Source organism: Paenibacillus sp. PAMC 26794 (assembly GCF_000316035.1).
Lineage (GTDB): Bacteria > Bacillota > Bacilli > Paenibacillales > Paenibacillaceae > Paenibacillus.
Genome location: NZ_ANHX01000062.1, coordinates 21,994 through 34,902, shown reverse-complemented (window position 1 = coordinate 34,902; position 12,909 = coordinate 21,994). Strand labels below are relative to the sequence as shown.

General features: G+C 45.8%; 11 protein-coding genes. 7 read left to right on the top strand and 4 right to left on the bottom strand.

Going from position 1 to position 12,909, the window contains the following annotated elements; all coding sequences use genetic code 11:
* Window positions 1–39: 39 nt before the first annotated feature.
* Together D829_RS0120925 and D829_RS0120920 are read right to left on the bottom strand one after the other, a co-directional pair.
* The gene (locus tag D829_RS0120925; protein ID WP_017690884.1) at window positions 40–1,071 is read right to left on the bottom strand and encodes a ribonucleotide-diphosphate reductase subunit beta; all 1,032 of its coding nucleotides are present in this window, start codon (window positions 1,069–1,071) and stop codon (window positions 40–42) included.
* A gap of 405 nt (window positions 1,072–1,476) precedes the next feature.
* Window positions 1,477–3,795 carry a ribonucleoside-diphosphate reductase subunit alpha gene (locus D829_RS0120920; RefSeq protein WP_017690883.1) on the bottom strand — a complete coding sequence of 773 codons (2,319 nt, stop codon included), beginning with the start codon at window positions 3,793–3,795 and terminating at the stop codon, window positions 1,477–1,479.
* A gap of 773 nt (window positions 3,796–4,568) precedes the next feature.
* On the opposite strand from D829_RS0120920, the gene D829_RS0120915 reads away from it, so the two are divergent.
* A complete protein-coding gene (locus D829_RS0120915) occupies window positions 4,569–4,895 on the top strand; it encodes an MTH1187 family thiamine-binding protein (protein ID WP_017690882.1) in 327 nt (108 codons plus the stop codon).
* Window positions 4,896–5,077: 182 nt separating this feature from the next.
* Here D829_RS0120915 and D829_RS0120910 read toward each other — a convergent pair whose 3' ends face one another.
* A complete protein-coding gene (locus tag D829_RS0120910) occupies window positions 5,078–6,202 on the bottom strand; it encodes a PsbP-related protein (RefSeq protein WP_017690881.1) in 1,125 nt (374 codons plus the stop codon).
* Between the two features lie 444 nt (window positions 6,203–6,646).
* On the opposite strand from D829_RS0120910, the gene D829_RS33930 reads away from it, so the two are divergent.
* The 6 genes from D829_RS33930 (at window position 6,647) to D829_RS0120880 (ending at window position 11,845) form a co-directional block, all read left to right on the top strand.
* Window positions 6,647–6,751, top strand: coding sequence for a hypothetical protein (locus D829_RS33930; RefSeq protein WP_017690880.1), 105 nt, complete (start codon window positions 6,647–6,649; stop codon window positions 6,749–6,751).
* 43 nt (window positions 6,752–6,794) lie between these two features.
* Entirely contained in the window at window positions 6,795–6,902 is a 108-nt protein-coding gene (locus D829_RS33790) for a hypothetical protein (protein WP_017690879.1), read from the top strand.
* Window positions 6,903–7,165: 263 nt separating this feature from the next.
* Complete coding sequence (locus D829_RS34120) at window positions 7,166–7,477, top strand: hypothetical protein (RefSeq protein ID WP_017690878.1); 312 nt, start codon at window positions 7,166–7,168, stop codon at window positions 7,475–7,477.
* A gap of 1,091 nt (window positions 7,478–8,568) precedes the next feature.
* Window positions 8,569–9,165, top strand: coding sequence for a sigma-70 family RNA polymerase sigma factor (locus D829_RS0120890; RefSeq protein WP_036661800.1), 597 nt, complete (start codon window positions 8,569–8,571; stop codon window positions 9,163–9,165).
* Window positions 9,162–10,142 (top strand): anti-sigma factor, encoded by a 981-nt coding sequence (locus D829_RS0120885; RefSeq protein WP_017690876.1) that lies wholly within the window; start codon window positions 9,162–9,164, stop codon window positions 10,140–10,142. The genes D829_RS0120890 and D829_RS0120885 overlap by 4 nt, the downstream gene beginning before the upstream one ends.
* Before the next feature lie 191 nt (window positions 10,143–10,333).
* Window positions 10,334–11,845 carry an HD domain-containing phosphohydrolase gene (locus D829_RS0120880; RefSeq protein WP_017690875.1) on the top strand — a complete coding sequence of 504 codons (1,512 nt, stop codon included), beginning with the start codon at window positions 10,334–10,336 and terminating at the stop codon, window positions 11,843–11,845.
* 4 nt (window positions 11,846–11,849) lie between these two features.
* Here the strand turns inward: D829_RS0120880 and D829_RS31645 are convergent, their stop codons facing one another.
* A complete protein-coding gene (locus tag D829_RS31645; RefSeq protein ID WP_017690874.1) occupies window positions 11,850–12,503 on the bottom strand; it encodes a phosphatase PAP2 family protein in 654 nt (217 codons plus the stop codon).
* Window positions 12,504–12,909: the final 406 nt, after the last annotated feature.

Below are 12,909 nucleotides of genomic sequence, written 5' to 3'. Positions count from 1 at the left end.
CCATTCAGGGAGTGTTGTTTTTTTATAGTCTATTCTTTTTTACAAATCGTCAAATCCATTATCGTCGCCAACTTTACCGTAGTTACGGGATTTGGCTTCGAAGAAGTCGGTTTTTGTTGCATTTAGTGCATCATCAGAGAATGGTTTGATCCAAGGCATGCAGTTTACATCCACACCTTCATATGCTTTTTCCATACCCATCAGACGCAGACGTTTGTTGGCGATGTACTTGATGTAATCTTCCAACTCGTTCAGGTCAATACCGCGCACGTTGCTGAGTGTGTAATGTGCCCAGTTGGTTTCAAGCTCAACAGCACGATGGATTGTTTTGTATACGTAGTCCATGTTCTCAGGTGTGTTCAGTTCAGGGAAGTCTACCAGCAACTGTTTGTACACTTCAGCGAAGAAGTAGCAGTGTTGGTTTTCATCCCGCTGGATATACGAGATCATCTGGCTGGTTGCCATCATTTTCTGGTCACGGGCCAGATTGTAGAAGAAGGCAAACGTACTATAGAAGAAGATACCTTCGAGTACCAGATCGGCTACCATAGCCTGGAAGAACGTCTGTGGAGACGGCTCGTCCCGGAATGTTTGGTAAATGTCTGCGATGAAACGGTTACGGTCAAGCAGGACTGGATCATGTTTCCAGTATTCGAAAATTTCCTTTTGCTCCCGATCAGATACGATGGAAGACAGGACGTAAGAGTAGGATTGGTTATGAACGACTTCCTGTTGTCCGATAATAGCCGAGATCGCTTCGAGTGAAGAATCGGTAAAGTAACGTTTTACGTCACCAACAAACATCGTCTGCATGGAATCAAGTACCGCGAGCAGGGAGATGTTGATTTTAAACGTACGTTGTTCTTCCTCGTCCAATTGGGCAAACTGGGAAGCATCTTTGGACATTGGAATCTCGTCTGCGATCCAGTGGTTAAGCAGCAGTACTTTGTACAATTTGTACATATGAGGCATACGAATGTCGTTCCAGTTCAGGATACCGGAGCATTCACCTTCAATAATACGGGTCGATTGGTTAGGGGCTTCGGTGTTGAAAATTTTCTGTACTTGCATTGTTCCGTTCACTCCTTGAATGAATTTACACTGTATAACTACGATGACAGAACAACCTTCCGATCGCTGTTATCCCCTGATTTTTTTGATTCCCTCTTTCAAAGGGGAAAATCCGGTGATAAAGGCGAAGTGTATGCTTCCGAAGTAGCTTTCTTTCAGAAAGCTTTTAGCTCCGCTTCTTCAGCTTTGTTCTGTCCTCTTCGTTATCGTGTAATCATTAATTCTTTTATATATTAGGGTTGTATAATGTGGCATCTATATCAACATCTTGCGATGCTGTGATCGTGTTTTAGGCAAAAAAGAACCAGGGCAACGCCATTTTGCAATCAAAACAGGATGCCCTGGTGGTCACCTCGAATCTAGTAAATCTTCTCTACCATGGATAAAACGTAACTTGCGCAAAAATCAAGATTCTTCAATCGTTAATGCCCGGCTACGAACATAATAAGTTGATTTCATGCCGGCTCTCCAGGCGTGCAGATGCAATTCCAGGAATTCTGTTGCTTTAATATCTGGTCGAACGTAGAAGTTGAAACTTTGTCCCTGATCGACGTGGCGCTGACGGGCAGCCGCCATATTAATGGAAGCATGTTGGTCCACCTGGAACGCCGTTTGGTAATAAGGGCTTGTTTTTTCGGACAGATCCGGAGCCGGATTGGCAATTTTGTATGTTGTTTTCTCTTCATAAGATAACAGCTCATAGAGCGGATCAATACTAGCCGTTGAACCGGCTATGATGGACGTGGAACCATTAGGTGCAATGGCGAACAACCAGGCATTACGTACACCGTTTTGTCGTACTTCGGCTTGCAGTTCTTTCCACTGTTCGGTTGTCACGAATTCACCTACGCGCTCACCTGATGTGTACTCGCGTTGGTCGAAGTAATGACCACTTTCCCAATCGGAACCTTTGAACTTCGGATAATGTCCTTTTTCTTTGGACAGCTCCATACTGGATTTCACGAGCAGGTAGTTAATTTTTTCATAAAGATTATCGTTATACGTTACCGCTTCGTCAGACTCCCAATGAATGCCTTCAAGAGCAAGCAGGTGGTGAAGTCCAAACGTTCCCAGACCGACTGCGCGATATTGGCTGTTGGTATATTGGGCTTGCAACACTTCAATGTTGTTAATGTCGATAACGTTGTCCAGCATGCGCACCTGAATTGGAACGAGACGCTCCAATACATTATGAGGTATAGCACGTGCCAGATGGATGGAGTTCAGGTTGCAGACAACAAAGTCGCCAGGCACTTTGGAAATCACGATGCGAGTTTGTCCATCCTTGGTTACGAGTTCTTCCTTTTCAATCACAGTGGCAGACTGGTTCTGCATAATTTCGGTACACAGGTTGGAGGAGTATACCATACCGTGTGCACGGTTAGGATTCGAGCGGTTAACCGTATCCCGGTAGAACATGTATGGCGTACCTGTCTCCAGTTGGGATTTCAGTACGCGCTTCATGATGTCAATCGCCTGTACTGTAATCCGGGACAGCAGCGGGTGATTCACTGCTTCTTCGTATTTATCACGGAACGCACCTGCGCCAAAGGACTCATCATAGAAATCTTCCAGTCCGAGTGCACGACCATTCTCGTCCTTCCAGCCCATCACTTTCTTCGTTTCGTGCGGACAGAACAGGCTCCATTCGCCGCGAGTGGATACCCGCTCCATGAACAAGTCAGGCAGACAGATGCCGTGGAATACGTCATGCGCACGCATACGCTCGTCACCGTTGTTCAGCTTGAGATCGAGGAAGGCCAGGATGTCTTTGTGGAAAACGTCCAGGTACACGGCAATGGCACCTTTACGCGTACCGAGCTGGTCTACGCTGACCGCTGTATTGTTCAGTTGGCGAATCCAAGGGATTACACCGGAACTTGTATTTTGGTGACCACGGATATCCGAACCACGAGCTCTGACTTTGCCGAGGTAAACGCCGATGCCGCCACCCATTTTGCTCAGACGAGCTACATCCGTGTTGGAATCGAAGATGCCTTCGAGTGAGTCATCCACCGTATCAATGAAGCAGCTGGAGAGCTGTCCGGCTACTTTTTTACCAGCATTGGACATCGTAGGGGTAGCTGCGGTCATGTACATGTTGCTCATTGCCCAGTAAGCTTCCTTGACGAGATCCATACGTCTCTCGGCAGGCTCTTGGTGCATTAGGAACATGGCGATAACCATATAACGCTCTTGCGGCAATTCCATTACTTTTCCATCAAAATCGTGTGCGAGGTAACGTTCTGCCAGTGTGAGCAAGCCGATGTAATCGAAGAGCAGATCGTTGCGGTAGTCAATGCACTCAGCAAGTTCGTCGATCTGTTCTTTGGTGTAACATTCCAGCAATTCTTCGCGGTAGATACCTTTCTTCACGAGATCTACAAGAAGGGGATGGAATGCGCCATAAGGCTCGTCCGGGTAAGACTTGTATCTGCGGTTGGTAGCCGCTTTTTTGTAAAGGGAAGTGAGCAGGGAGCGTGCCGCTGCAAATTTCCAATTAGGCTCCTCTTTAGTTACCAGTTCCAGTGCGCTCATGATAAAAGCGTTGCTGATTTCGTCTCCGGTAACTTCATCACGGCGGAGCTTGCTGTTTACCCCGCGTACCAGACGTTCCTTGTCGAGCATGTCCAGTCCTTCCAGAATACGGTCGGCATATACCGAGATGCGCATATCATCAAAGGCAAGCTGGCGGTTGTTCGGCTTGGTCACAACTTGTGGCATGAATATTCCTCGCTTTCGCATGTTTAAGAGATAAATTGGAGAAATTCTTTATATAAAGAATTGAGTGTCTTCTTACGGTGAGAAAAAGAAATAGGTTACGTTTTGCGGACTGAAACGGCGGTGACAAGTTCATGTCTTAAATCGCTCAACTTGAGGTGCACAAAGCAGCACAATGCAGAACATGCTCATATAAAAAGCATTCTCCCGCCTCGCGGCTGAAAATGCCCATGGATGCTCTGGCTTCCTTACTGTCTTAGAGGTTCAGGATATCGACAGAAAAGGGTGCTTATGTAAGCTTTGGTCTATTGCAGATGTGCCTGTAGATTGAGGATACCGGATGCAGTCCAAACAGCCCCGTTAACCTCCGTGTCAACTCTGTTTCGAGAAAGCGATTTACACCTACAGGGACGTGCCTTTGGAGGTGATTTCATCCTGTTTTTCGCGAGATTGCAGAAGGTGACTATTAGAAGCGGAGAAATCTAGTGTTACTACATTTTGTAGCTGTCAACATACTGTAACCCAACATATTGTGTTTGTAAAGTGGGTAGAACCAGTAAAACGTAATTCCGAGTATACCATTTAAGCCAGGATTCCGCAAAGGAAAAGGACTGGAAGATTTGAAGATTTATCAAAAAAATTTTTTGACTAATTTGAATGACGTCATCACGTCAGTTTGAATTGTAACGCATTCAACTGGTAGAATAAAAATAGTCAAAAATCGACTAAAATAAGCGGCAGCGGTTGTTCACGGGGCCCAGAGGAGGCGGAGCAAAATGGCAATAGCAGAAGTGACTGTAATTCCAATCGGAACGGGTACAACCAGTCTAAGCAGTTATGTGGCGGACATGCAAAAGGTATTGGAACATCAACGGGGCATTACATATCAGTTAACTTCCATGAGCACCATTATTGAGGGACCGCTTAACGAGATCTTTACAGCAATTGCGGCTCTGCATGAAGCGCCGTTTTTGTCAGGAGCTCAGCGCGTTTCCACATCCGTCAAGATTGACGACCGTCGTGATAAACCGGATGCCTCAAGTATACAGAAGTTACAATCGGTTCAGGATAAGCTGACGTCACTTCAGGCAAGACCTAATTGATGGTTTAGTATAAACATCCGTATATACGGTTATTCGGTATGTTATAAGTCATTAATTAAAGGTTAGATTGTGTCTGTCTGTGTAGTTAACGTGAATTTCTGACATCTATAAACAGAAAGACAAAAAAGACCAGCTTAACGTTCATTAAGTTGGTCTTTTTGTATACTCATTTAACATTTTAATTAATCTGCAACTACCAATGAGGCTCCAATCAACGTGGCGTTGGTGTAACCACCGCCAACATTTTCAAAAGAGAAGTTGGTTATTGGAGCACCGATAACCGTGGCATAATCACCATCAAGCAAATCTCCGGTCGTTGCAGGATATAACGCTATAATATCGTTTCCGTTCTCATCCATGACATGAACGACAGAGAAAGTTGCTCCGAGAGAGCTATCTTCTTCAACGGAAATGACTTCCCCGTTAACTTGTACGAAAGTATTGTAATAGTTGGCTACATTTTTATTCAGATGACGGGTCGTTACATTGGAGTCAACGAGCCCCTGTACCTTTTTGCTTAGTTCTGCCGTAATGGCCGGGAATACATCGTTATGTTTACCAAAGAAATCATAAGATGCCTGCTCCATAAAGGCTGTGTCTTCTGTAATGTACGGAGTTAACTCATTAAAGAAATCCGCAGCTGATGCCGTAACAGATGAATTTCCAGTCGTTGCAGTTGGTGCTGTTTGCTCCAGAGAAGCAGTAATGCTTAGGGAATCAAGGATATCTTTGATCTCATCCTGATTATAAGTTTCCTTGGCGTAGGTTAACGTCATGGTATAGAGTTCTGTATTGGTCGGAATCAGATACTGCACAAGGATAACATCTGTACCCGAGGAATGCTTATAGGCTCCTTCCAAGACACCAGCGCTATATTCTTTATAAGACTTGTTTGTGTAGCTGGTTTTTTTATAATCGGAAATGCCGATGCTTGAACCGCTTTGTGTGTAATAATCCACTATATTATTGGCGTATTCTTCAGGATTAATTGAACCGGTTGAACTGGCCTCAATCGTCAGATTCATATTATCTGCAAATGTGACTGATGAAGATTGGTCTGAAAAAGCAGCTTTAATGGATGGAGCATTCATTTGACTTGTATCTACGCTTTTCCAGGATTCAGGATATGCAAAAGAAAATCCTTCTCCACTATATGTAGTGTATTTCGTAGCTTTTGCTTCTGTTGAGACAGTTTCAGTTGCCTTGGATGCTTCTGACGCTTGGCTATTGGTTGTTGTGTTTGTTTCTGTATTACCACAAGCAGTAAGCAATGTGGCTAATGCCAAAATCGTAATAAGTTTCTTCATTATGTCTAATTTCTCCTAATGTGCTTCCCATCGGTTGGGATTTTTTCTAAGGTCATCATTTCGTTTGGGATAATCTAGTTTAGGTGGTGAGCATAGAAACTCCTTTCTACTTTATTAGTAAAATAATAACATAAATAAAGATTTCAGTATTCATAATTACTAAAAAGGTAATTTATCTGTATTTAACAAGTTAGAAACTAATAATATACCGTATGGGTATCCATTTTGAACGATAGTACATACATTTGGTTCATATAACCGTGGGATTTATGTATGACTTAAACATATTTGAACATAACATTCCGACTTAAGAACTAACCCTTTATGTAGGTGCAATTAGCGAATAGTCGGTAAAAAAAACAGCCCATTTTTCGACCTGAGCCCGGTCCCATGTGTGATTGGTGCATATAGTGAACTGTACCTCAAATCAAAGGAGGGGTTTACATGAGTGGAGTAGTAGGTGGATACGGCGGCGCATGGACATCGACTGGCGCGATCTTGGTTCTCTTTATCTTGTTGGTCATCATCTCTAAAGCATTCTTGATCTAATAAACCGCTTGGACCCTAATATATTCGTAAAGGAGGGTTCTGCATGAGCAATGTAGTGGAAGGCGTAGGATACGGCGGCTGGACATCGACTGGAGCAATCCTGGTTCTGTTCATTCTTCTCGTAATCATCACTAAATCTTTCTGGGTATAATATGGCGAGCTCTGCCGGGCAACCGGTGGGGTTTTTTTTCTAGAGGACAAGCGTAGTGGAGAGCCAGGGAGATGAGATAGCTTGTGATTGAACGGAAGAATTGGTGGGATTTAAGAAATGGAGGGACGGAGTATGCTTCGAAAATGGGGAAGGTACCTAATGGCTAAACGCCCATTTTGTCAAATTGAGGGCGATAGCCCGGTCCAGAGGTAGGCTGAATACATAGCTTAGGGGTGTAGGCAAATGTTAAGGAGGAATGAACAATGAGCGAAGTAAAACCGAATTCACCGAACGGACAGGGACACGTATACGGACATATGGGAGGGTATGAGCATATGCAAGGATACCAATACACAGGTCATGAAATGCATGGGTATGGATATGGTTGTGGAACAATGCCAATGGGATATGGCTATGGATACGGACACCATGCCAATCAGGCTCCAATGATGCACGGTTATCAACAGGGTTGTGGAGTATCCTATGGTCATGGCGGCGGAAGCTGGGGTTCCATGGGTACGATCCTTGTACTGTTCATCTTGCTGGTCATCATCTCCAAAACGATGTTTATCTAAGTATTTGTGAGTGCAAGGAGACTTTGCTGATCGTGGATCGTTACAGTAGGTGCTCCAAATAAACTCCGAGTTTGAGTTCGATGTTGGGGCATAACGTACCTATGATTCAGAAAGGGACAGCGTAGGGTTCCATCCTGCGGTGTCCCTTTCTTACTTCGGGATTACTTTCTTTAACGAACTCCACAGACGCTATTCCATGCATTTCTGCCATTTCAAAAGTTTAACGAATCGTAGACATCTTATTATCTGAATCTGGGCATGTTTGGAGCCTATATTCATGAAGTGACATGGATTAACGTGGCTGAGATTCGTTAGATTTTACATAGCACAGAAATCCTCAATATAAGGTGTGCAGGATTCGTTAGCGTCTGGCGAGCGTAAACATTTGCTTTAAGAGCCGGGGTTATTTGCACAATTGGAGAAGTAAGGAAGTACGTATTCAGGAGTGCAGTCAGTGGGAGAACGGAAAAGTTTTAAAAGCAGAGCCGAATTTATCTGGTTAGTCTGATAAGTGAAAGGAAGACTTTTCTCATTGGTGGGGGCGGCGATTGTCTGTAGATGTTGCTAAATTGGATATGTAGACATGGATAAACACCCGGAACCCAATTCCGGGTGCTTTGTGTATGTTTTCAATCTTCTCAAGAATAAGTGATATCCAAAACAACAAAAGCCCTACCTCTCTTTTGTCCTTGCGGCTCCGATGACCGCGCCAGTGTGAATGGGAACATCTTGTGAAACTCTGTACTACCGGGTTATTGTGATTCAGGTTCTTCAATCTTCATAGGTTAATTGTGCTTAAAGTTTGCTGCGGTCGCAGCATGAAGAAAATATTCCGGGGTTTAAAGAAGACAGAAATCATATGAGGTTGTTTAATACAACTTTTATAGTATACCACAGGTTGTATTTTTCTGCAATAAAAAGGAAAGCGCGACCAAAGCAACATGTATTCGGACTGTTTGTATGTTAAAAAGTGAAAGGTTAGTTTGAAAGATACAGAAATATTTTCAAAATATTTCTTCATAGGGGTAATCCTCTTCAAAAGATTCTGCGTAGGTTATAATAAGAGGGAAGAAACAGAAAGGGGCCCTCGCATGACTGAATCGATGGAGGACAGCAGGTTAATGCGGCAGATCGCGGAACGTGATGCCTCCGCACTGGAGCTTTTATATGACCGTTATGAGCGAGCTGTGTATTCTTTTGCCTATCGGATCGTTGGTGATCCCATGACGGCAGAAGAGGCCGTTCAGGAACTTTTTATGCGGGTCTGGAATAATGCTGAACGTTACGATGCCTCACAGGGGAAGCTGACCACATGGATGTTTGCGATTACGCGTAACATTGCAGTGGACATGCTGAGGCGGAAATCAAAAGGGGCAGCGGTTACTTCAGTTGAACACGAGACACTGGTGGCCTATGCCGATGAGCATACGAACACGGAAGAAGAAGTGCAGCGAAAATGGGAAGGTACCCGGATTAAAGAGGCGTTGTCCCAATTGAACGGTGATCAGCAACAAGTTATAGAATCGATTTATTATGCGGGATTAACCCAGCAGGAAGTATCCAGCCGATTCGGGATTCCGCTGGGTACCGTAAAGAGCCGTGTCAGGCTTGCCATGCGACAGCTCCAAAAGTTGCTGGCCGATGCTGAATTGCATCCGGACGCGGGAAGGGAGGGCATACATCCATGATAGAACGACATGAGGAGTGGTCTGATCTGGCACCGATGTATGTGCTGGGCGGACTGGAAGCAGAGGAAGTGGCGGCGTTTGAAGCGCATATGGCAACTTGCGAACCTTGTCGCCAGGAGGTGAGGGAATTGCAGGAAGTGACTGGCTTCCTGCCACTTGCGGCGGAACCTGTAGCACCGCCGCCAGGCATGCGAGCACGTGTGCTGGGCAACGTGCTCGGACATGGGCAGGAGAGCGCCGAGGCGAAGCCGGCGGCTCCTGCAGAGCCTGAAGCACCCGTGGTGCTTCAGGAGGACCTTGCGCCGCAGCACGAACGTGCGGCGCAGCCCGGGCCAGGCTTGCCGCCGGTAACGGCGGTGCCTGCGGCCCGGGTGGAAGAGGCTGCCCAGGCACAGCCATGGCAGCCACAAGCGCGCGCGCGTGCGCGCAGCAGCAGCGCCTGGCGCATAGCCAGTGCCGGCCTTGCGGCTGCGGCACTGTTACTGGGCGTGTACACGGCGCAGCTGCAGAGCAAGATCGACTCGCTGACGCAGCAAGCGGCGGGCTCGTCCGCTACGCAAGAGCAACTGGTGCAGGCACAGGCGCAGAATGCACAGCTGCAAGAGCAGCTGGCATCAGCTCTGAAGCCTGCACAGGGCATGCAGACTGGCGAGGCAGTGAAGCTGAATCCTGCAACGCAGGACATTGTAGCTCAGGGTCTCGCAACCATCGTTATTGACAGCAAAGGCACCCATCTGGTTGTGCAGGCTGAGAACCTGCCGAACCTGGAAGGCAACGAGGCTTTTCAGGTCTGGTTGATCAAAGGAGATACCCCTCAGAATGCGGGTACTTTCCTTAGTCGTGACGGAACGGGAGCGGTATATTACACATTGGATTCGGCCAACGACTATGATACGGTTGCCATCACGCTTGAACCGGATGCAATGGGAGATGAGCCGCGCGGTACGATGATTCTGGCTGCCAAGATTAAAGGATAAATATAGGACATAACACCAAAGGCTGCTCCGTTGTGGAGCAGCCTTTTTGTGTTTTCCAGTTCTGATGCCCATCCATTGGATTTTATTAATTTTTTTAGTCGGAGCAACCGATAAACAAATAGAAGGCAATACCCTTAATCTCCCTGTATCTCAAGGGAGAACTGGTTGCACATAGAGAGTGAGGGGTTCAGTTGGAAGCATACCGTTCATTTATCTTTCGCCTGATACGCAATTATCTGATCGGTTCACTGGCAGCTGTTTTTGTTGTCGGTACAGTAGTTATGGTATCTACTCTGCAAATACCCAATATTCAATTTGTTCGACTCATCTTCATTGTACTGATTTCACTCTTGTTCATGCTGGTTGCAGAATTAATTACGCTGTGGGTACAGCTTGGCCCCATAAGACAATTTTTCACTTCCGAGCATCACGAGAGAGACGAATTGAACTACATGTATGAGAAAATTCATCGTTTCCCGGGACAGACCATATATCGGATCATGGGTCCACACATGCTTGGTTTCTCACTTCCGGCAGCCGGATTAACAATATGGATGATATCCACAGGGTGGCTTGAATTTCCTTACTTCTATACTGTCGTGGCCGCTGCGTGTGCCTTTCTGATTGCCATCATGCATGCGCTGATAGAGTATTACCTAACGGTGCGGGCGATTAGACCCCTGTTACTTGAGATTCGACAACGAGGCAAAGTCCAATACGGGATGGAACCTTCACTGGGAGGGCGCATCCTGGTATCGATCCAGCGTAAATTTCAGCTAAGTACGGCACTGATTGGCTTATTTCCTCTATTTCTATTTTTCCTGGCTACATATATCCGACTTCAGTATATGGACAGTGAATTTGCGAAAGAGTACATACTGTGGGGACTTCTCATCGTTGTTCTGGGCGCGGGGTTTGCGCTGGTGGGAAGCTGGCTGTTGATTCGTGATGTTCGTGATCCAGTTGCTGAACTGACGCATGAGATGAACCGAATTCAGGGGGGAGATCTTGGCAGACGAGCTCCGGATCTATATGCGGATGAGTTTTCGGCACTGATCTCCGGCTTTAATATGATGATTAATCGGCTGGAGATGAGACAGGAACGCAATCGACAGCTGTTGCAAAGTTATTTTTCTACACTGGCTGCTGCTTTGGACGCCCGAGATAAGTACACGGCAGGACATTCCATGCGTGTGGCAGAGTATTCGCTGATGATTGGTAAGCTGAGCGGAATGAATGAGGAACAGGCGGATTTATTGTACAAATCAGCCCTGCTTCATGATATCGGGAAAATCGGCATACCTGATGAGGTACTGCTGAAGGATGGCAAACTAAGCGATGAGGAATTCGCGATTATTCGTACACATCCCGTGCAGGGAGAGAGTATTTTGTTACAGATAGAGCCTATTGATGCCATGGCCGATTTTCTGCCAGGTGTACGATCTCACCATGAGAGATATGATGGCAAAGGATACCCGGATGGGATGGCTGGTGATGATATTCCCCTTTTTGGCCGCATCATTGCGGTAGCGGATGCCTTTGATGCCATGACGTCGGATCGACCCTATCGGAATGGGATGAGTCACGAGAAAGCGCTAATGATTTTGGAAGAAGGAAAAGGGACCCAATGGGACCCCTATTTTGCAGGTTTGTTTATTGATGAATGGAGACGACAACAGCATCTTCAGAAACGATCGAAGTGAGGGTTCAATTGATCCCCTCTGTCCACTTCGATTCTTTTCTGCGTCTCCGGTGTAGAGCGAGGCCTGTTATGATGGTGAGAACGCATTCGCCGAGTATGACTGCACCCAAGGCGTCATAGATCACATGTTGTTTGATCATTAGCGTGGATACTATAATGGTTGCTGCCCCGGCAACCACCAACAGCTTGACGGGTTTGCGAATGCTTGGAATTGAGAGAACGGCACGCATAACCAGATAAGAGTGAAGAGAATGAATACTTGGGAAACAATTATAAGGGCGATCCTGGCTGTAGAGCCATCCAAGAACAGATGCTCCCAGGCCTGTACCCGTCAGTTCCGGGCGCGGTACCATGGTCTGAAAGTTGAAGTAGATGAGATAACATATCCAGACACAGATATTCATGGATAACAAGACACGGTAATACGTCAGTCGATCCTTGGCACACAGGTAAGCGAGCACACCGAATACAAACGGGTACCAACCCAAATATGGAATGGACATAGCGGGTACATAGGGAATAATCCGGTCGAGCGGGGAATCAAGTACTACGAACCCGCGTTCTGGACTATTAAGAATATCATAGAAGAGCCCCATGACGGCCAAAGACAGCATTAAACTCAGTGACAGCCAATAGGATTTGCTTTTTAACAATTGCACAACATTTTTTCTCCTTTCATTCATGTTCCGACGAACATGACCCCAGCAAATAACTATATAAGTTGCACTATACATTCATTTACACGAGAACGGAGAGGACAGAAATAACCTGAAGAAGCGGAGCGTTCGCCTTTATCCACGGATTTTCCCTTTCAGAAAAGGGAATCGAAAAAATCTGGGGATAACAGCGATCAGAAGGTTGTTCTGTCATCGGAGTGGCAAGTGTAATTATTCTTTAGTTCAATTTATATAGTAGTTTAAATTTAAACAACAATATATTCTACTACGACCAGCGCACAAATTGAATCCTGATTTGTGTATTTTTGTGTATTTTTTTGACGAAGAAGGAATGCCGAAGCTTCAATGGGCATGATATGATAGAGACACATACGGACGAAGGCAATTT

What these genes read in the sequence shown, in the direction of transcription:
- D829_RS0120925 (WP_017690884.1), bottom strand. Translation starts at nt 1,071, where the DNA reads ATGCAAGTACAGAAAATTTTCAACACCGAAGCCCCTAACCAATCGACC.
- D829_RS0120920 (WP_017690883.1), bottom strand. Translation starts at nt 3,795, where the DNA reads ATGCCACAAGTTGTGACCAAGCCGAACAACCGCCAGCTTGCCTTTGAT.
- D829_RS0120915 (WP_017690882.1), top strand. Translation starts at nt 4,569, where the DNA reads ATGGCAATAGCAGAAGTGACTGTAATTCCAATCGGAACGGGTACAACC.
- D829_RS0120910 (WP_017690881.1), bottom strand. Translation starts at nt 6,202, where the DNA reads ATGAAGAAACTTATTACGATTTTGGCATTAGCCACATTGCTTACTGCT.
- D829_RS33930 (WP_017690880.1), top strand. Translation starts at nt 6,647, where the DNA reads ATGAGTGGAGTAGTAGGTGGATACGGCGGCGCATGGACATCGACTGGC.
- D829_RS33790 (WP_017690879.1), top strand. Translation starts at nt 6,795, where the DNA reads ATGAGCAATGTAGTGGAAGGCGTAGGATACGGCGGCTGGACATCGACT.
- D829_RS34120 (WP_017690878.1), top strand. Translation starts at nt 7,166, where the DNA reads ATGAGCGAAGTAAAACCGAATTCACCGAACGGACAGGGACACGTATAC.
- D829_RS0120890 (WP_036661800.1), top strand. Translation starts at nt 8,569, where the DNA reads ATGACTGAATCGATGGAGGACAGCAGGTTAATGCGGCAGATCGCGGAA.
- D829_RS0120885 (WP_017690876.1), top strand. Translation starts at nt 9,162, where the DNA reads ATGATAGAACGACATGAGGAGTGGTCTGATCTGGCACCGATGTATGTG.